This is a genomic window from Alkalicoccobacillus gibsonii, assembly GCF_016798245.1.
GTDB classification, from domain to species: Bacteria; Bacillota; Bacilli; order Bacillales; family Bacillaceae_D; genus Alkalicoccobacillus; species Alkalicoccobacillus gibsonii.
This window is the reverse complement of sequence record NZ_JAEUZA010000008.1, coordinates 33,684-51,474: the sequence shown is the minus strand read 5'-3', so window position 1 is coordinate 51,474 and position 17,791 is coordinate 33,684. Positions and strand designations below refer to the sequence as shown.

Below are 17,791 nucleotides of genomic sequence, written 5' to 3'. Positions count from 1 at the left end.
TCCTTACTTCATTAAAATAATTCCAACTGCTGCAAAAAAAGTGAAGCCGAGCGTCCACGTATCTAGCCTTTTCCATGTTAACTCCCTGAGTGATGTTCTCTTCCCTCCAAGCTGATAGCCTCGTGCTTCCATCGCATGAGCCATCGTATCTGCGCGCTTAAACGACTGGATGATAAGTGGCAGAAGTAATGGCTGTAACGCTTTTAGCCTTGATAGAATGGGTCCTGATTTAATGTCAGCTCCCCTTGCCGCTTGTGCTCTTGTCAGCTTATCGGTTTCCTCTGTCAGAATCGGAATATAACGCAAGGCTATTGACATCATCAGCACCATTTCGTGAACAGGGATCTTTAGTCTTGTCAGAGGCGAAAGTAACCATTCTAACCCATCTGTTAGGTCTGTAACCTTTGTAGTTAGGGTCAGAAAAGAGGCAAACATTAACAGCGTCAGTATCCTTAGAGCAACGAAGGCTCCTTTTGCTGCCCCTCCTGAATAGATCCCAATGGCTCCTACCGAAAACCATTCTGTCCCAACACGAGTAAAAATCAAATGAAATAAGAAAAAGAAGCTAATAAGAACGAGAATCGGTTTTATGCTTTTTACATAGTAGTAGAATGGAATACGTGTAAAATAAGCTAGGACTAGGCTAACCCCTGCCATAAAAAGCAAGGTTGGAAACGTTCCTGCTAAAAATAATACGATTGCCAGTGTGAATACACTAATAATCTTTGAGCGTGGATCAAGACGATGAATAAAGGATTCAGTTGGTACATATTGACCAATGATAGAATAAGCCATTAGTCCACACGCCCCCTGTACTCAGCAATATAATCGACAACCTCGCCCCTCGTTTTTAGAAAAGGAACGTCTTGTTTATTCGTAGCCAGTTTAAATTGCTGCATAAACCGAATGGTCTCTGGTAGTTCAAGGCCAATTGACTCTATTGCTGAGGCATGCCCGAACACCTCTTCTGGCTTGCCACTCAAGTAAACCGATCCCTTATTCATCACAACCATATAATCTGCAAAGCGTAGCGCATCCTCCATATGGTGTGTAACCAGTATAGAGGTTAGCTTATGCTTCATGTGGTAGGTATAAAGCATATCTAGGATCCGCTGCCTGCCTTCCGGATCGAGTCCAGCTGCCGGTTCATCTAAAATTAAAACCTTAGGATGCTGTGCGAGGATGGATGCAATTGCAACCCGACGCATTTGACCGCCTGATAGATTCAATGGAGAATGTGTAAGCAACTCAGTAGAAAGACCAACCTGAGGCAGAACCTCTTTTGCCCTGCTTTCTGCCTCTTCTTTTGATACACCAAAGTTCATTGGACCGAATATTAATTCTTTCTCAACTGTCTCTTCAAACAGTTGATGCTCCGGATATTGAAAAAGAAAACCAGTTGCTTCTCTTAATTTGCGGAGAGACCGTTTATCTTTTTTAGATGTTAATCTGTGTTCCCCTACTTGAACTTCGCCTTCTGTTGGATAAAGCAGTCCATTCACATGCTGCACGAGTGTAGATTTACCTGAACCAGTTGGACCCACTATTACAGTAAAACTACCTGAAGGAATCTCTACATTCACCTGACTTAACGCTAGATGCTGAAAAGGGGTTTTGGGCATGTACAAATGATCTACACCTGAAAATTGTATCTGCATAAGTGATCAATCAACTCCTTTTCAGAGTGACAATCTTGCTCGAATGTGATTCCAGCCTTACTAAGCTCTTGTTGCAATTCAACAATAAATGGTCGCTTTAGGCCTGTTGTTTCTAGTAATCGTTCATCATCAAACACCGCATGTGGAACGTTGTCAGCAACAATGCTTCCTTGATGCATGACGATAAACCGATCCGCTTCCAGGACTTCTTCCATATCATGAGTGATCATTAAAATCGTGATGCCTTGGCTCGAGATCTCTTTTAATGCCACCATGACTTCATGTCGTCCTTTAGGGTCAAGCATACTTGTCGCTTCATCTAAAATAATGATGTCTGGTTTGAGGACGAGGATTCCCGCCAGACCGACACGCTGCTTCTGTCCCCCTGAAAGTTGATGAGGCGCCTTATGAAGTAAGTCCTCTAAGCGGAGCAATCGCACATAATGATTCATACGCTGAATCATCTTTTCACGATGGACCGAGTGATTCTCTAAACCAAATGCGAGATCATCCCAAACGGTTGCCCCAATAAATTGGTGATCAGGATTCTGAAACACGTACCCGATCCTTCGTCGCTGAGCTTGTTTATCTGTAGGAGTGAGAGCTTCTCCACCAAGTAAGATGGACCCGCCTGATGATTGGAGTTGTCCATTTAAGATTCGTGCCAAAGTTGATTTTCCAGAACCATTTCGACCAGCAAGTGCCACAAACTCGCCTTCTTCAATCGTGACATTCACACCAGATAGCACATGTTGACTAGCCCCCGGATATTGAAAGTGCAGATCTTGGATATCTAGTAGAACAGCCATCCACCCAGCTCCCTTTTTTGAATACAAAAAAGGGCAATAGAGTCAGAGCAATAATGCTCACAGTCTCTTCTGCCCTTAGTCGCCTCATATAAACGTTACAGGTTATACAAGCTCGATGTATACCATTGGTGCACCGTCTCCACGACGCGGTCCAATTTTAAGAATACGAGTGTATCCACCTTGACGTTCCTCGTAGCGTGGTGCGATATCAGCGAATAACTTTTGGATTGCATCCTGATTCGTTTCTTTATCAGCTACCTCACGACGAACAAATGCAGCTGCCTGACGACGAGCATGCAAGTCTCCACGCTTACCAAGAGTAATCATTTTCTCAACGATTGAACGAAGCTCCTTCGCTTTTGCTTCCGTTGTTTCGATGCGCTCGTTGATAATTAGATCTGTAGCAAGATCACGGAACAATGCTTTACGACCAGCACTATCACGTCCAAGTTTTGCGTATGCCATGTGTATTTCCCTCCCTTAGCCTGCTCGTTGGAGCAGAGTCCTTAACATGAAAAAATCACCTAACAACAGCATATAATCGCCATTGTATCGGTTGCTTATTAAAGATAGAAGCCGTAAAAGAAACGGCCGGGGCTGGCTTATTCTTCGTTACGAAGACCTAAACCTAGCTCACCCAACTTTTCTTGCACTTCTTCTAATGATTTACGACCAAGGTTACGTACCTTCATCATGTCTTCTTCTGTTTTGTGTGTCAGCTCTTGAACCGTGTTAATGCCAGCACGTTTTAAACAGTTATAAGAACGAACAGATAGGTCAAGTTCTTCGATCGTCATCTCAAGTACTTTTTCCTTCTGATCTTCTTCTTTTTCAACCATGATTTCAGCATTTTGCGCTTGATCTGTTAATCCTACAAAAATATTGAGATGTTCATTCAGGATTTTAGCACCAAGAGAAACAGCTTCCTCGGGACGAGTGCTTCCATCTGTCCAAACATCAAGGGTTAGTTTATCATAGTTAGTTACTTGACCTACACGTGTATTTTCAACTTGATAGTTTACACGTGCAACAGGTGTGTAAATAGAGTCGATTGGAAGAACACCAATTGGCTGATCGTCATTCTTGTTTCCTTCAGCCAATACGTACCCACGACCTCGTTTAGCTAATAGACGCATGTGCAGATTTGCACCTTTTGTCAATGTAGCAATATGAAGATCAGGGTTTAGTACTTCAACATCACTATCGTGAGTTAAGTCACCAGCAGTGACAACTCCTTCACCTTGAATATCAATCTCTAATGTCTTCTCTTCTTCAGAGTAGATCTTAAGAGCGAGCTTCTTCAGGTTCAAAATGATTGTTGTAACGTCTTCCACAACGCCTTCAATCGTTGAGAATTCGTGTAACACACCATCAATCTGAACAGCTGTAACCGCTGCTCCTGGTAGAGAAGATAATAGAATGCGGCGCAAAGAGTTACCTAGTGTTGTACCATATCCTCTTTCAAGGGGCTCTACTACAAACTTACCGTATTTTGCGTCTTCACTAACTTCAACCGTTTCAATATTTGGCTTTTCAATTTCGATCATTAAACAAACCCTCCTTCAAAACGTCGAACTCCGGTAGACCGCAAGGATTGCCTAAATGGTTTCCCATAGGCAAATCCAAACTTTCACCTTCAGGTCAATCGGATTGTGATCGTCTCATCCATTATTGACACTTACAGGAAATCTATACAAACGAGTGATTCTGTTACACTCTGCGACGTTTTGGTGGACGGCAGCCGTTGTGTGGAACTGGAGTAACATCTTTGATCATGTTAACTTCAAGTCCAATTGCCTGTAAAGAACGAATTGCTGCTTCACGTCCAGCTCCAGGACCTTTAACAGAAACCTCAATTGTTTTCATTCCATGTTCCATTGCCGTTTTAGCAGCAGCTTCTGCAGCCATTTGAGCAGCGAATGGAGTAGATTTACGAGATCCCTTGAATCCAAGAGCTCCTGAACTAGCCCATGAAATCGCGTTACCTTGCGTATCTGTGATAGTCACAATTGTGTTATTGAATGTAGAGCGGATATGAGCCACACCAGATTCAATATTTTTCTTCTGCCGGCGCTTTGGACGAGTATTCGTTTTCTTAGCCATAGTTATCCTCGACCTCCTTTACTTATTTCTTCTTGTTCGCTACAGTCCGACGTGGACCTTTGCGTGTACGAGCGTTGTTTTTAGAGTTTTGCCCACGTACTGGCAAACTACGACGGTGGCGAATGCCTCGATATGAACCAATTTCAATTAAACGTTTAATGTTTAGTGAAACTTCACGACGAAGATCCCCTTCAACTTGATGAGCTTCTAGAGCTTCACGGATTTTACCAAGCTCTTCTTCCGTTAGATCACGAACTCGAGTATCTTCTGATACGCCAGCTTGTGCTAGAACTTGAGAAGCTTTTGCTTTACCGATTCCGAAAACGTAAGTAAGAGAGATTACTACTCGCTTATCACGCGGAATATCAATACCTGCAACACGTGCCATACGTTCTGCACCTCCTTATAAATTAACCTTGTTTTTGCTTGTGTTTCGGATTTTCGCAAATAACCATTACGACACCTTTGCGTTTAATGACTTTGCATTTTTCGCAAATTGGTTTAACCGATGGACTGACCTTCATAACAGATAACCCCCTCCTGTAAGGAAGCGCACAGCTGTAACATCCGTTACGCCAGTGCTTGTTTGATGTTATTTATACCTATAAGTGATTCGTCCACGTGTCAGATCATATGGAGACAGCTCGATCGTGACCTTATCTCCTGGAAGAATACGAATGAAGTGCATCCGAATCTTACCTGATACGTGAGCGAGGATTTTGTGACCATTCTCAAGTTCTACACGAAACATTGCATTAGGAAGTGGTTCAATAACCGTTCCTTCTACTTCAATAACATCCTCTTTAGCCATGTACTAAGGTTCCTCCCTTCAGTAAATCGTTCTATATCAACTAGCACGTAATTCCTCAAATTGCACGTTTCATCAAAAGAGGTTTTGCTCCTTGAAACAAAAAACCCCTAACATTCCTATAATAACATTAAAGCCTATTAAAATCGACTATTCACTGATAAAATCAAGCTTTTGTCAAAATTTCATAGCCTGTTTCTGTTATTGCAATCGTGTGCTCGTAATGAGCGCACTTTTTGCCATCTACCGTAACAACCGTCCAATTATCTTCAAGTGTTCGAACATATCTCGAACCCGCGTTGATCATCGGTTCAATTGCTAGTACCATACCCTTCTTAAGGCGAGTGCCCTTTCCAGGCGGTCCGTAGTTTGGAATTTGTGGATCTTCATGTAAGTTTTGCCCGACTCCGTGTCCGACATACTCTCTTACAATCTGAAATCCAAGAGGTTCGGCATAATTCTGAATAGCATGCGAGATATCTGAGATTCTAGCACCAGGCTTCGCTTGCTCTAAGCCTTTATACAGTGCAGCCTCTGTAACCTCACAAAGCTTGCTGTCTTCAGCACTAACAGAGCCAACGGCATATGTCCATGCTGAGTCACCATGATATCCATTATAGTAGGCACCAATATCCAGACTGATTATATCGCCATCTTTTAAGACCCGCTCACCGGGAATACCATGTACCAGTTCCTCATTTACTGAAGCACATACACTGCCTTTAAATCCGTTATAGTCCAAAAATGAAGGAGTTGCTCCGTGAGAGCGAATGAATCTCTCAGCAATTTGATCGAGTTCACCTGTAGTGACTCCTGGCTTAATATGTGGCTTGAGCTCTTGATGAGTCAGTGCCACAATTCGACCAGCTTCGCGCATAATTTCTAATTCCCGTTCGGTTTTTAGAATAATCATGCATGGAGTCCCTTTATCAGGGAATCAATCTCTTCAAATACATGGTCAATCTCTTGATCGCCTTGTATCGTTTGAAGATACTCTTTCTCAGTATAGAAGTCAATAAGCGGCTGTGTTTGCGCAATATTTACCTCTAGACGCTTTTTAACGGTTTCTGGTTTGTCGTCTTCCCGTTGGATCAGATCACTACCATCCACATCATCTTTTCCTTCAACCTTTGGTGGGTTAAAAAGAACATGATAGGTGCGGCCAGATGTAGACACTCTACGTCCTGTTAAACGATCCATAAGCAATTGCTCAGGAACGTGAACATATAGTACGTAATCTAACGTACGTCCTTGTTCAGCAAGAATGTTTTCAAGTGCCTCTGCTTGAGCGACTGTTCTTGGGAAACCGTCTAGTAGAAACCCTTTTTTGCAATCATCCTGAGATAATCGCTCGCGTACTATACCGATTGTGACCTCATCTGGTACTAGGTTACCTGCATCCATATAGGACTTAGCTTCCATCCCCAGTTCAGTCTGATCTTTAATCGCAGCTCGGAACATATCTCCCGTCGAAATATGAGGAATCTCATACTTCTTAGAGATCTTTTCTGCCTGAGTCCCTTTACCGGCACCCGGCAGTCCCATTAACATTAGATTCATTACGAGTCCCCTCTCATCCGTTCTCCCGACAACAAGCGAACGGGGTTTAACCCCCGATGCATGTTTACTTAATGAAGCCTCTATATGAGCGTTTGATTAACTGCCCTTCTATTTGTTTCATTGTATCTAGTGCTACACCTACAACAATTAGTAAACCTGTACCGCCAATTTGAATTGCTTCAGGCAGATTCATTATTTGAATGAAAATAACAGGGATAATTGCAACCGCAGCAAGGAACAATGAACCAACAAAAGTCAAACGATATAAGATGCGTGTTAAGTAACTTTGTGTGGTTTTTCCAGGACGAATTCCAGGGATATATCCACCTTGCTTCTTAAGATTTTCTGCCATCTTTTCCGGATTAACCTGAATGAATGTATAGAAGTACGTAAAAGCAATAATTAACACAACGAAAATAATCGCACCATACGGGTTACTAGGAGTAAAGATATCAACTACCGTTCTTGCGATGCCATTATCTGCTCCAAAGAAACCAGCAATGGTTCCAGGGAAGTAGAAAAGAGCTGAAGCAAAGATAACTGGAATAACCCCAGACGCATTTACCTTTAATGGTAAGTGAGTCGATTGGCCACCTGTAGTTGCACGATTATTCACTTGACGTTTTGCATATTGAACAGGAACCTTACGGAGAGCCTGTTGAATATAAATAACTCCTACGATAATCAAAAGAACAGCGATTGCCAGAACAAGAAGTGTGATAATGCTTAGGAATAACCCATCGCCCGCACCCTCGATCTGAGATGTATATAACTGGTTAAGACCATTTGGAATCCCTGCTGCAATACCTGCAAATATAATAATAGAGATTCCATTTCCAACACCATTTGCGGTGATTTGCTCACCCAGCCACATAAGAAAGGCTGTACCTGCTGTTAGAACCACAGCAATAAAGACGTAAGTCATAATGCCCGGGTTCTGGATCAGACCAGGAGCAAGTGAGTTGAATCCGATTGACATCCCTAGTGCTTGAACAAAACCTATAACGATCGTTCCATAACGAGTTACCTGTGCCAGCTTACGGCGGCCCGCTTCACCTTGTTTTGCCCACTCAGTGAATTTAGGTACCACGTCCATTTGTAACAATTGTACAACGATGGATGCTGTAATATATGGCATAATGCCCATTGCAAAGATCGAGAAGTTTCCTAACGCCCCTCCCCCGAAGGTATTCAAAAAGCCAAAGGCATTCGCTTCATCAAAGAAAGTTAATACTTCGCTATTTGAACCTGGGATTGGAATGAAGCTTCCGATACGAAAAATGATGAGCATAAGAAGGGTGAAAATAACCTTACGGCGCAGATCACCCACTCGGAAAATGTTGGAGATCGTCCGGAACATTAAACCACCTCGGTTTTTCCGCCAGCTGCCTCAATCGCTTCAACTGCTGATGCTGAAAACTTGTTTGCTTTCACAGTTAGCTTTTTATCTAGCGTACCATTACCTAGTACTTTAATTCCGTCTTTAACATTCTTAACTGTTTTAGACTCGATAAGAAGTTCAGGTGTAACTTCTGTACCAGCGTCAAAACGATTAAGTACATCAAGACTGATTACAGAGTACTCTTTACGAGTACGGTTAGTAAATCCGCGTTTCGGTAAACGACGGTAAAGTGGATTTTGTCCACCCTCAAATCCTGGACGAACTCCGCCACCAGAACGTGCGTTTTGACCTTTATGGCCTTTACCAGATGTTTTACCATTTCCAGAACCAATTCCTCGGCCCACGCGATTACGAACTTTACGAGAACCTTCTGCAGGCTTCAACTCATGAAGTTTCAATGTCGACACCTCCTCTTTCAAAAATTGCTAATTAAGCTTCGATTTCTTTAACAGTTACCAAGTGACTTACTTTATTAACCATACCACGGATCGCAACGTTATCACGTTGAACAACCGTTTGGTGCATTTTACGTAAGCCTAGCGTGTTAACGGTAACGCGCTGATCTTCAGGGCGACCAATCAAACTACGCGTGAGGGTAATTTCTAATTGCTTAGCCATTTAAATGTCCCTCCTTATCCTAAGAGTTCTTCTACGGATTTGCCACGAAGTTTTGCAACTTCTTCAGCACGTTTTAGGTTTGATAGCCCTTGGATTGTAGCACGTACCATGTTAATTGGGTTGTTAGATCCCAATGATTTAGATAGGATATCGCCTACACCAGCAAGTTCAAGTACCGCACGTACAGGACCACCAGCGATAACTCCAGTACCTTCAGAAGCTGGTTTAAGAAGTACTTTACCTGCTCCGAAATGTCCTAGAATTTGGTGAGGAAGTGTTGTACCTACAACTGGAACCTCGATAAGGTTCTTTTTTGCGTCCTCAACAGCTTTACGGATTGCTTCAGGAACCTCCTGAGCTTTACCCATACCAAAACCAACGTGTCCGTTTTTATCGCCAACTACAACAAGTGCAGCAAAGCGAAAACGACGTCCGCCTTTTACAACTTTCGCTACACGGTTAACAGTAACGACTTTTTCTTCAAGCTCTAACGTATTAGGGTCAATACGACGCATTTATTTTCCCTCCTTATCTGTTTCTTAGAATTTCAGACCAGCTTCACGCGCTGCGTCTGCAAGTGTTTGTACACGTCCGTGATAGATATATCCGCCACGGTCAAAGACGATCGTTTCGTGTCCTTTTTCCACTGCACGTTTTGCTACTAGAGAACCAACTTTTTCAGCTGCTTCTTTGTTCGCACCGTTCTCAAGGCCAAGTTCTTTATCTAGAGAAGAAGCTTGAGCCACTGTCACACCATTTACATCGTCAATTAGTTGAGCGTAAATGTGCTTAGAAGAACGGAAAACGTTAAGACGTGGACGTTCAGGCGTACCAGTGATGGCGCGACGAACGTGAGCGTGTCTTTTCTTACGTGCCTGATTCTTGTTCGGCTTCGTAATCATTAAACGTCATTCCTTTCGCTAGCTAATTAATTATTTACCAGTTTTTCCTTCTTTACGGCGAACATTTTCACCTTCATAGCGAATTCCTTTACCTTTGTAAGGCTCAGGCAGACGAACAGCACGGATGTTAGAAGCGAGTGCTCCAACAGCTTGCTTATCGATCCCTTTTACAACTACTTTTGTGTTAGAAGGAACTTCAACTTCGATACCTTCAGCTGGTACGATCTCAACTGGGTGAGAGTATCCAACGTTAAGAACAAGTTTGTTTCCTGATTTAGAAGCACGGTAACCTACACCTACAAGCTCAAGTCCACGCTCGAAGCCTTTAGTAACACCTTCAACCATGTTATTGATCAAGCTACGTGTAGTTCCGTGAAGAGCACGGTGCTCTTTTTGATCAGACGGACGTTCAACCGTGATCTCTTTTTCTTCAACGTTAATTTTCATGTCCGGGTGCAAATCGCGGCTCAGTTCACCTTTAGGACCTTTTACTTTAATAAAAGTACCTTCTAGTGTAACTGTAACATCACCAGGAACTTCAATTGGTTTTCTACCAACTCGGGACATACATTACACCTCCATTCGATTCAAACACACTCTTACCAAACGTAAGCCAGTACTTCTCCACCGACTTGCTGTTGACGAGCATCTTTGTCTGTCATAATGCCTTTTGATGTTGATACAAGCGCAATTCCAAGTCCGCCAAGTACGCGAGGAAGTTCCTCAGCTTTAGCATAAACACGAAGTCCTGGCTTGCTGATACGTTTAAGGCCTGTGATTACACGCTCGTTAGTCGAACCGTATTTAAGGAAAATACGAATCACACCTTGTTTGCTGTCTTCGATATATTCAAAATCGCGAATGAAACCTTCACGCTTCAAGATATCGGCAATTTCTTTTTTGATTGTTGAAGCAGGCAGCTCAAGCTTCTCATGACGAACTAGGTTCGCGTTACGAATACGAGTAAGCATATCTGCGATAGGATCTGTCATAACCATGTTTAATTACCTCCTTCCCGTTCTAGGTATTACCAGCTTGCTTTTTTAACGCCAGGAATTTGACCTTTATAAGCGAGTTCTTTAAAGCAAATACGGCAAAGTTTAAATTTCTGAATAACTGAATGCGGACGTCCACATCTTTCACAACGTGTATATTCCTGCACTTTGAATTTTGGCTTACGCTTTTGTTTTGCGATCATTGATTTTTTCGCCAATGTGTTCCCTCCTAATCAAGAAGACTTAATTACTTTTGAAACGGCATACCCATTTGAGTTAGCAACTCACGTGCTTCCTCATCTGTTTGAGCTGTCGTTACGATGACGATATCCATTCCGCGCACTTTATCTACTTTATCGTAGTTAATTTCAGGGAAAATTAGTTGTTCTTTAACTCCAAGTGTGTAGTTACCGCGACCGTCAAATGCTTTCTTTGAGATCCCACGGAAGTCACGTACACGTGGAAGAGAAACACTAACTAATTTATCAAGGAAATCATACATGCGTTGGCCGCGAAGTGTAACTTTAGCGCCGATTGGCATACCTTCACGTAGTTTAAAACCAGCGATAGATTTCTTAGCTTTTGTGATAACTGGCTTTTGACCAGCGATCTCAGTTAGTTCTTCAACTGCTTTATCAAGTGCTTTTGCATTTGAAACAGCTTCACCAACACCCATGTTGATGACAATTTTATCAAGCTTCGGAACCGCCATAGTTGAGCTGTATTTGAACTTCTCAACTAGAGATGGAGCGATTTCCTGAGAGTACTTTTCTTTTAAACGACTCATTTAAAGGTCCTCCTTTCAGACGTGTTGATTACTTGTCTAGCGCTTCGCCAGAACGTTTTGCAACCCGTACTTTTTTACCGTTCTCTTCTTTATATCCGATACGTGTGCGCTCTCCTGATTTAGGATCAACGTGCATCACGTTAGATGAGTGAATTGATGCTTCTTGGTTAAGGATGCCGCCTTGTGGATTATCCTGAGATGGCTTCGCGTGTTTCTTAACAAGGTTTACACCTTCAACAAGCACACGGCTCTTCTTAGGAAAAGCTTCAAGAACAACTCCTTGCTTACCTTTGTCTTTACCAGCGATCACGATTACAGTGTCACCTTTTTTGACATGCATGTTTGACATATTTGCACCTCCCTGGGTCTTACATTCAATCGTTACTTATAGAACTTCTGGAGCAAGAGATACGATCTTCATGAATTGGTTGTCACGAAGTTCACGAGCAACTGGTCCAAAGATACGAGTTCCACGTGGGCTCTTATCATCACGTACGATTACAGCTGCGTTCTCATCAAACTTGATGTATGAACCATCAGCACGACGAGCACCTGTTTTAGAACGTACGATTACAGCTTTAACAACTTCACCTTTTTTGACAACGCCACCTGGTGTTGCTTGTTTTACCGAGCAAACAATAACGTCACCGATGTTAGCTGTTTTGCGACCTGATCCACCTAGTACTTTAATGCATAGTACTTCACGAGCACCAGAGTTATCTGCAACCTTTAAACGGGATTCTTGTTGAATCATATGAGTTTACCTCCCTTCAAATCAAGAGCTTTTATTAAATAATAACCGCTTCTTCCACGATTTCTACTAGACGAAAACGTTTGTCCTTTGAAAGCGGACGAGTTTCCATGATTCTAACGATATCACCAGTTTTCGCAGTGTTCTCTTCATCATGGGCTTTCATTTTCTTTGAGTACTTAACACGTTTTCCGTACAAACGGTCTTTCTTGTATGTTTCTACAAGTACCGTAATGGTTTTATCCATTTTGTCGGAAACAACGCGACCTTGATATACTTTACGCTGGTTGCGTTCCATTTAGCAAACCTCCTCTTTAGCCGTTATTAATTCCAAGCTCACGCTCACGCAAAACGGTCTTTGTACGAGCAATGCCTTTACGTACCTCACGGATACGAGAAGGATTGTCTAATTGACCAGTTGCTAGTTGAAAGCGAAGGTTAAATAACTCCTCTTTCAATGTTTGAGTCTGTTTTTCAATCTCAGCAGTGGTTAAATTACGGATATCATTAGCTTTCATTTGCGTCACCACCCAGTTCTTCACGTTTTACAAACTTAGTTTTGAGCGGTAATTTGTGAGAGGCAAGACGAAGAGCTTCACGAGCAACTTCTTCAGATACTCCAGAAATTTCAAACATAACCTTACCCGGTTTCACAACGGCAACCCATCCTTCAGGTGCCCCTTTACCAGAACCCATTCGTACTTCTAAAGGCTTAGCAGTGTATGGTTTAGAAGGGAAGATCTTGATCCAAACCTTACCACCACGTTTCATGTAACGAGTCATTGCGATACGAGCAGCTTCGATTTGACGGTTAGTCACCCAAGAAGCTTCCGTAGCTTGTAGTCCGAACTCACCGAAATGAACTTCAGTACCACCTTTTGCACGTCCACGCATTTTTCCGCGATGTTCGCGACGATATTTAACACGTTTAGGTAATAACATGATTAGTTGCCTCCTTCCTCTTTTTTAGTTCCTTTCGTTGGAAGGACTTCACCACGGTAAATCCAGATTTTCACACCGATTTTACCATAAGTAGTATCTGCTTCAGCTGTACCGTAGTCGATGTCAGCACGAAGAGTATGAAGTGGAACTGTTCCTTCGTTGTAATGCTCAGCACGCGCGATATCTGCTCCACCAAGACGGCCAGATACTTGCGTTTTAATTCCTTTTGCTCCAGAACGCATAGTACGTTGGATTGATTGTTTCATTGCACGACGGAAAGAGATACGGTTCTCAAGTTGACGAGCAATATTTTCAGCAACAAGCTTAGCATCAAGATCAGCTTGCTTGATTTCAAAGATGTTAATGTGAACTCTTTTACCAGTTAGGTCGTTTAGCGCTTTACGAAGAGCTTCAACCTCTGATCCACCTTTACCGATTACCATTCCTGGCTTTGCAGTAGAGATTGTGATGTTCACACGATTAGCAGCACGCTCGATTTCTACTTTAGAAACGGATGCTTCTTTTAAACGAGTTTCGATATAGTCACGGATTTTAATATCTTCGTGAAGTAGGTTTGCATAGTCTTTATCTGCGTACCATTTAGACTCCCAGTCACGAATAACACCAACCCGAAGACCTATCGGATTAATTTTTTGACCCATGCGTTATCCCTCCTTCTTCTCAGTTACAACAATCGTAATATGGCTACTACGTTTGTTAATTTTGCTTGCACGTCCCATCGCACGTGGGCGGAAACGTTTAAGAGTTACACCTTCATCAACAAAGGCTTCACTAATAACAAGATTATTAGGCTCCATCTCGTAATTGTGTTCTGCATTAGCAATAGCTGAATTCAATAGCTTTTCTACTACCGGCGAGGCAGCTTTTGGAGTATGACGTAAAATAGCCACTGCTTCTCCAACATCTTTGCCACGAATCAAGTCTATAACCAAACGCACTTTACGAGGAGCAATACGAATTTGTTTTGCTACAGCTTTAGCTTGCATGGTCTTAAACCTCCTCTCTTCAATCCTTAACGTCTAGTTTTTCTATCGTCAGCAGCGTGACCTTTGTAAGTACGGCTTGGTGCGAATTCGCCAAGCTTGTGTCCTACCATATCCTCGGATACGTATACCGGTACGTGCTTACGACCATCATAAATTGCAAATGTGTGACCGACGAAATCAGGAAAGATCGTTGAACGGCGAGACCATGTCTTGATTACTTTCTTATCGTTAGTCTCATTAAGAGCTTCAACTTTTTTCATCAAGTGATCATCAACAAAAGGTCCCTTTTTTAAACTACGGCTCATGAGATTTCCTCCTTCCGTGATTGGCAACCGGCTCCCTGGTTTGAGAACCGAAGCCATATCGCGTTATTTTTTGCGACGACGTACAATGTACTTGTCAGATGGGTTGTTCTTCTTACGAGTTTTGTATCCAAGAGTTGGTTTACCCCATGGAGACATTGGAGATTTACGTCCGATTGGAGATCTACCTTCACCACCACCGTGTGGGTGATCGTTCGGGTTCATTACAGATCCACGAACCGTAGGACGTTTACCTAACCATCTAGAACGACCGGCTTTACCGATGTTCACAAGTTCATGCTCAAGGTTACCAACTTGACCGATCGTAGCACGGCAAGTAGATAGGATGTAACGAGTTTCACCTGAGTTCAGACGAACAAGTACATATTGACCCTCTTTACCAAGAAGTTGAGCTTCTGCACCAGCAGAACGAACAAGCTGACCACCTTTACCAGGACGAAGCTCGATGTTGTGAATGATAGTACCTACTGGAATATTGCTAAGAGGTAGTGTGTTACCTACTTTGATATCCGCTTCAGCACCTGATTCAACAACAGTTCCGACCTTAAGGCCTTTTGGAGCTAAGATGTAGCGTTTTTCACCATCTGCATAGTGAAGAAGCGCAATGTTAGCAGAACGGTTTGGATCATATTCGATCGTAGCAACGCGTCCTGGAATTCCATCTTTGTTACGTTTGAAATCGATGATACGGTATTGACGTTTGTGTCCGCCACCTTGATGACGTACAGTCAATTTACCTTGGTTGTTACGGCCGCCTTTTTTGTGTAAAGGAGCTAGTAACGACTTTTCCGGCTTATCCGTCGTTAGTTCAGCGAAATCAGAAACTGACATTCCACGACGACCGGCACTGGTTGGTTTATACTTTTTAATAGCCATCTTTAATTCCCTCCTTCTTTGTTAATGTTACCCTTCAAAGAAGTCTAGTTCTTTACTTTCAGGCGTTAATGTAACAATAGCTTTTTTACGGCGAGCCGTGTAGCCAGTGTAACGTCCGAAACGTTTTGACTTCCCTTTGGAGTTAATTGTATTTACGTTAGAAACCTTAACTTCGAAGATTTCCTCTACAGCTGATTTGATTTGAGTTTTGTTCGCACGAACATCAACTTCAAAAGTGTATTTCTTTTCTTCCATCAAATCAGTTGAACGTTCAGTAATGATAGGGCGCTTTAAGATATCACGAGCGTTTGACATTATGCAAGCACCTCCTCTACCTTTTCAACAGCCGCTTTTGTTAGAACTAGCTTGTCGTGCTTAAGCACATCAAGTACGTTAACAGCGTCAGCAGTTAAGACTGTTACATTTTGAAGATTGCGGCTTGAAAGTTCTACGTTCTCGTTGTAGTCAGAAACAACAACAAGAGCTTTTTTCGCAATTGAAAGTCCAGACAGGACAGCTGCCATGTCTTTTGTTTTGATTGCGTCAAATTTAAGATCTTCAAGTACAACAACATCAGAAGCTTGAACTTTGCTTGATAAAGCAGATTTGATCGCTAAGCGACGAACCTTCTTAGGAAGTTTGAAGCTGTAGCTGCGTGGTGTAGGTCCGAAAACAACTCCACCGCCAACCCATTGTGGTGAACGGATAGAACCTTGACGAGCACGTCCTGTACCCTTTTGACGCCATGGTTTACGACCGCCTCCGCGAACTTCGGAACGTCCTTTTGTTTTGTGAGTTCCTTGACGTAGAGATGCTTGTTGCATAACTACTGCGTCGTGTAACACACTCTCATTTGGTTCAATTCCAAAAACGGAATCAGCAAGCTCGATATCGCCAACTTCTGAACCAGTTTGATTAAATACTGTAACTTTCGGCATGATGTGGCCTCCTTTCTTCTATAAATCGATTAGTTAGCTTTAACTCCGGACTGAATTGCTACATAACCTTTTCTTGCTCCAGGAACATTTCCTTTTACTAGTAAAAGATTACGTTCAGCGTCTACTTTTACGATTTCCAAGTTCTGAATCGTAATTGTTTCTCCACCCATACGTCCAGGAAGAAGTTTTCCTTTGAATACACGGTTTGGAGCAACAGGACCCATTGAACCAGGACGACGGTGGTAACGTGAACCATGGGACATCGGTCCGCGAGATTGGTTATGGCGCTTAATTGCACCTTGGAAACCTTTCCCTTTAGATGTTCCAGTTACGTCTACTACATCGCCTTCTGCAAAAGTTGTTACGCTAAGCTCTTGTCCGACTTCATAGTCATCTAGAGTAACGTTACGGATTTCCTTGATGTAGCGCTTAGGAGTCGTTTGAGCTTTTGCTGCATGCGCTTCAGACGGTTTTGTAGTGTTGTTTTTCTTTTGGTCAGCAAATCCAAGTTGAATTGCTTCGTAACCATCAGATTCAACTGTTTTCTTTTGCAGAACCACGTTTGGTTCAGCTTCAATTACTGTTACTGGGATGACTTCGCCATTCTCAGCAAATACCTGAGTCATACCGATTTTTCTACCTAAGATTCCTTTGGTCATCCGTTACACCTCCTATATTAATAAATCATTTTATTGGTTTGCCATTTTATCGAGAGCGGCCAAGCCGCTTGAAAGCAAGTTAACTATTATAGTTTGATTTCGATGTCTACGCCTGACGGTAAGTCTAAACGCATTAACGCATCCACAGTTTGTGGTGTTGGATCAACGATATCAATTAAACGCTTATGTGTACGCATCTCGAATTGCTCACGAGAATCTTTGTACTTATGCACAGCACGAAGAACCGTGTACACTGATCTCTCAGTTGGAAGCGGAATCGGTCCTGATACACTTGCACCCGAACGTTTAGCCGTTTCTACGATTTTCTCTGCTGATTGGTCCAAAACACGGTGATCATAAGCTTTTAAACGAATACGAATCTTTTGCTTTGCCATTATAGCCCCTCCTTTTTCGTCCATTTTTATAAACAGACATACTCCGCGAAAATTTCATACACTCTGCCATGGCAATGGGGCCGGGTGTATCAGCAACCTTCCGCATCATCGATGTCAATGCACTTACACTTTCTTCTCTTCTTCATCCGAACAAGATAAATATAGTTTGGGCACACTTCTACTATTATAAAGACTAAGACCTGTAATTGCAAGGCTTTTTAAAAAGAATTTTGTTGATAGAGCAGGGTTTTTCTGAAT

At 42.5% G+C, this 17,791-nt stretch carries 33 protein-coding genes; all 33 read right to left on the bottom strand.

All coding sequences use genetic code 11. The features are described 5' to 3' along the window. Positions 1–3: 3 nt before the first annotated feature. A complete protein-coding gene (locus tag JNO66_RS19695) occupies positions 4–795 on the bottom strand; it encodes an energy-coupling factor transporter transmembrane component T family protein (protein WP_203090913.1) in 792 nt (263 codons plus the stop codon). Further along, positions 795–1,658 carry an energy-coupling factor transporter ATPase gene (locus JNO66_RS19690; protein ID WP_203090912.1) on the bottom strand — a complete coding sequence of 288 codons (864 nt, stop codon included), beginning with the start codon at positions 1,656–1,658 and terminating at the stop codon, positions 795–797. Before JNO66_RS19690 ends, JNO66_RS19695 begins: the two co-directional genes overlap by 1 nt. Next, positions 1,634–2,467, bottom strand: coding sequence for an energy-coupling factor transporter ATPase (locus tag JNO66_RS19685; protein WP_203090911.1), 834 nt, complete (start codon positions 2,465–2,467; stop codon positions 1,634–1,636). Before JNO66_RS19685 ends, JNO66_RS19690 begins: the two co-directional genes overlap by 25 nt. Before the next feature lie 102 nt (positions 2,468–2,569). Then, positions 2,570–2,932: a 50S ribosomal protein L17 gene (gene rplQ / locus JNO66_RS19680; RefSeq protein WP_203090910.1), complete on the bottom strand. Its 363-nt coding sequence runs from the start codon at positions 2,930–2,932 to the stop codon at positions 2,570–2,572. 137 nt (positions 2,933–3,069) lie between these two features. Next, positions 3,070–4,014 (bottom strand): DNA-directed RNA polymerase subunit alpha, encoded by a 945-nt coding sequence (locus JNO66_RS19675; RefSeq protein ID WP_203090909.1) that lies wholly within the window; start codon positions 4,012–4,014, stop codon positions 3,070–3,072. Positions 4,015–4,177: 163 nt separating this feature from the next. Continuing rightward, the gene (gene rpsK / locus JNO66_RS19670; protein ID WP_203090908.1) at positions 4,178–4,570 is read right to left on the bottom strand and encodes a 30S ribosomal protein S11; all 393 of its coding nucleotides are present in this window, start codon (positions 4,568–4,570) and stop codon (positions 4,178–4,180) included. Between the two features lie 22 nt (positions 4,571–4,592). Continuing rightward, positions 4,593–4,958 (bottom strand): 30S ribosomal protein S13, encoded by a 366-nt coding sequence (gene rpsM, locus JNO66_RS19665; RefSeq protein WP_203090907.1) that lies wholly within the window; start codon positions 4,956–4,958, stop codon positions 4,593–4,595. 22 nt (positions 4,959–4,980) lie between these two features. Continuing rightward, positions 4,981–5,094 (bottom strand): 50S ribosomal protein L36, encoded by a 114-nt coding sequence (gene rpmJ / locus JNO66_RS19660; protein ID WP_143850501.1) that lies wholly within the window; start codon positions 5,092–5,094, stop codon positions 4,981–4,983. Between the two features lie 68 nt (positions 5,095–5,162). Further along, positions 5,163–5,381 carry a translation initiation factor IF-1 gene (gene infA / locus JNO66_RS19655; protein ID WP_035395681.1) on the bottom strand — a complete coding sequence of 73 codons (219 nt, stop codon included), beginning with the start codon at positions 5,379–5,381 and terminating at the stop codon, positions 5,163–5,165. Positions 5,382–5,544: 163 nt separating this feature from the next. Then, positions 5,545–6,291 (bottom strand): type I methionyl aminopeptidase, encoded by a 747-nt coding sequence (gene map / locus JNO66_RS19650; RefSeq protein ID WP_203090906.1) that lies wholly within the window; start codon positions 6,289–6,291, stop codon positions 5,545–5,547. Beyond that, positions 6,288–6,938 carry an adenylate kinase gene (locus JNO66_RS19645; protein WP_203090905.1) on the bottom strand — a complete coding sequence of 217 codons (651 nt, stop codon included), beginning with the start codon at positions 6,936–6,938 and terminating at the stop codon, positions 6,288–6,290. Before JNO66_RS19645 ends, map begins: the two co-directional genes overlap by 4 nt. Before the next feature lie 64 nt (positions 6,939–7,002). Then, on the bottom strand, positions 7,003–8,298 hold the full coding sequence (secY, locus tag JNO66_RS19640; protein ID WP_203090904.1) for a preprotein translocase subunit SecY: 1,296 nt from the start codon (positions 8,296–8,298) through the stop codon (positions 7,003–7,005). Next, entirely contained in the window at positions 8,298–8,738 is a 441-nt protein-coding gene (gene rplO, locus JNO66_RS19635) for a 50S ribosomal protein L15 (protein WP_203090903.1), read from the bottom strand. The genes secY and rplO overlap by 1 nt, the downstream gene beginning before the upstream one ends. 31 nt (positions 8,739–8,769) lie before the next feature. Further along, positions 8,770–8,958 carry a 50S ribosomal protein L30 gene (gene rpmD, locus JNO66_RS19630; protein ID WP_203090902.1) on the bottom strand — a complete coding sequence of 63 codons (189 nt, stop codon included), beginning with the start codon at positions 8,956–8,958 and terminating at the stop codon, positions 8,770–8,772. A 14-nt stretch (positions 8,959–8,972) separates the two neighbouring features. Next, positions 8,973–9,473 carry a 30S ribosomal protein S5 gene (rpsE, locus tag JNO66_RS19625; protein WP_203090901.1) on the bottom strand — a complete coding sequence of 167 codons (501 nt, stop codon included), beginning with the start codon at positions 9,471–9,473 and terminating at the stop codon, positions 8,973–8,975. 24 nt (positions 9,474–9,497) lie between these two features. After that, entirely contained in the window at positions 9,498–9,860 is a 363-nt protein-coding gene (rplR, locus tag JNO66_RS19620; RefSeq protein WP_203090900.1) for a 50S ribosomal protein L18, read from the bottom strand. Between the two features lie 30 nt (positions 9,861–9,890). Continuing rightward, a complete protein-coding gene (rplF, locus tag JNO66_RS19615) occupies positions 9,891–10,427 on the bottom strand; it encodes a 50S ribosomal protein L6 (protein ID WP_203090899.1) in 537 nt (178 codons plus the stop codon). 32 nt (positions 10,428–10,459) lie between these two features. Then, a complete protein-coding gene (gene rpsH / locus JNO66_RS19610) occupies positions 10,460–10,858 on the bottom strand; it encodes a 30S ribosomal protein S8 (protein WP_203090898.1) in 399 nt (132 codons plus the stop codon). A 29-nt stretch (positions 10,859–10,887) separates the two neighbouring features. Then, positions 10,888–11,073 carry a type Z 30S ribosomal protein S14 gene (locus tag JNO66_RS19605; protein WP_203090897.1) on the bottom strand — a complete coding sequence of 62 codons (186 nt, stop codon included), beginning with the start codon at positions 11,071–11,073 and terminating at the stop codon, positions 10,888–10,890. Positions 11,074–11,102: 29 nt separating this feature from the next. Then, a complete protein-coding gene (gene rplE, locus JNO66_RS19600; RefSeq protein ID WP_203090896.1) occupies positions 11,103–11,642 on the bottom strand; it encodes a 50S ribosomal protein L5 in 540 nt (179 codons plus the stop codon). A gap of 28 nt (positions 11,643–11,670) precedes the next feature. Then, the gene (gene rplX / locus JNO66_RS19595) at positions 11,671–11,982 is read right to left on the bottom strand and encodes a 50S ribosomal protein L24 (RefSeq protein ID WP_203090941.1); all 312 of its coding nucleotides are present in this window, start codon (positions 11,980–11,982) and stop codon (positions 11,671–11,673) included. Between the two features lie 45 nt (positions 11,983–12,027). Then, positions 12,028–12,396, bottom strand: coding sequence for a 50S ribosomal protein L14 (rplN, locus tag JNO66_RS19590; protein WP_203090895.1), 369 nt, complete (start codon positions 12,394–12,396; stop codon positions 12,028–12,030). Positions 12,397–12,430: 34 nt separating this feature from the next. After that, the gene (gene rpsQ, locus JNO66_RS19585) at positions 12,431–12,691 is read right to left on the bottom strand and encodes a 30S ribosomal protein S17 (RefSeq protein WP_203090894.1); all 261 of its coding nucleotides are present in this window, start codon (positions 12,689–12,691) and stop codon (positions 12,431–12,433) included. Between the two features lie 16 nt (positions 12,692–12,707). Beyond that, positions 12,708–12,911, bottom strand: a complete 204-nt coding sequence (gene rpmC / locus JNO66_RS19580) for a 50S ribosomal protein L29 (protein WP_203090893.1) — start codon at positions 12,909–12,911, stop codon at positions 12,708–12,710. Beyond that, positions 12,901–13,335, bottom strand: coding sequence for a 50S ribosomal protein L16 (gene rplP, locus JNO66_RS19575; protein WP_203090892.1), 435 nt, complete (start codon positions 13,333–13,335; stop codon positions 12,901–12,903). The genes rpmC and rplP overlap by 11 nt, the downstream gene beginning before the upstream one ends. A gap of 2 nt (positions 13,336–13,337) precedes the next feature. Beyond that, positions 13,338–13,997, bottom strand: a complete 660-nt coding sequence (gene rpsC / locus JNO66_RS19570) for a 30S ribosomal protein S3 (protein ID WP_203090891.1) — start codon at positions 13,995–13,997, stop codon at positions 13,338–13,340. A gap of 3 nt (positions 13,998–14,000) precedes the next feature. Further along, positions 14,001–14,342 (bottom strand): 50S ribosomal protein L22, encoded by a 342-nt coding sequence (gene rplV / locus JNO66_RS19565; protein ID WP_143850519.1) that lies wholly within the window; start codon positions 14,340–14,342, stop codon positions 14,001–14,003. Between the two features lie 26 nt (positions 14,343–14,368). Continuing rightward, positions 14,369–14,647 carry a 30S ribosomal protein S19 gene (gene rpsS, locus JNO66_RS19560; protein ID WP_203090890.1) on the bottom strand — a complete coding sequence of 93 codons (279 nt, stop codon included), beginning with the start codon at positions 14,645–14,647 and terminating at the stop codon, positions 14,369–14,371. A 63-nt stretch (positions 14,648–14,710) separates the two neighbouring features. Beyond that, the gene (gene rplB / locus JNO66_RS19555; protein ID WP_203090889.1) at positions 14,711–15,541 is read right to left on the bottom strand and encodes a 50S ribosomal protein L2; all 831 of its coding nucleotides are present in this window, start codon (positions 15,539–15,541) and stop codon (positions 14,711–14,713) included. A gap of 27 nt (positions 15,542–15,568) precedes the next feature. Then, the gene (rplW, locus tag JNO66_RS19550; RefSeq protein WP_203090888.1) at positions 15,569–15,856 is read right to left on the bottom strand and encodes a 50S ribosomal protein L23; all 288 of its coding nucleotides are present in this window, start codon (positions 15,854–15,856) and stop codon (positions 15,569–15,571) included. Further along, on the bottom strand, positions 15,856–16,479 hold the full coding sequence (gene rplD / locus JNO66_RS19545) for a 50S ribosomal protein L4 (protein WP_203090887.1): 624 nt from the start codon (positions 16,477–16,479) through the stop codon (positions 15,856–15,858). Before rplD ends, rplW begins: the two co-directional genes overlap by 1 nt. Before the next feature lie 29 nt (positions 16,480–16,508). Then, entirely contained in the window at positions 16,509–17,138 is a 630-nt protein-coding gene (gene rplC / locus JNO66_RS19540; RefSeq protein ID WP_203090886.1) for a 50S ribosomal protein L3, read from the bottom strand. Between the two features lie 86 nt (positions 17,139–17,224). Continuing rightward, positions 17,225–17,533, bottom strand: a complete 309-nt coding sequence (rpsJ, locus tag JNO66_RS19535; protein ID WP_203090885.1) for a 30S ribosomal protein S10 — start codon at positions 17,531–17,533, stop codon at positions 17,225–17,227. Positions 17,534–17,791: the final 258 nt, after the last annotated feature.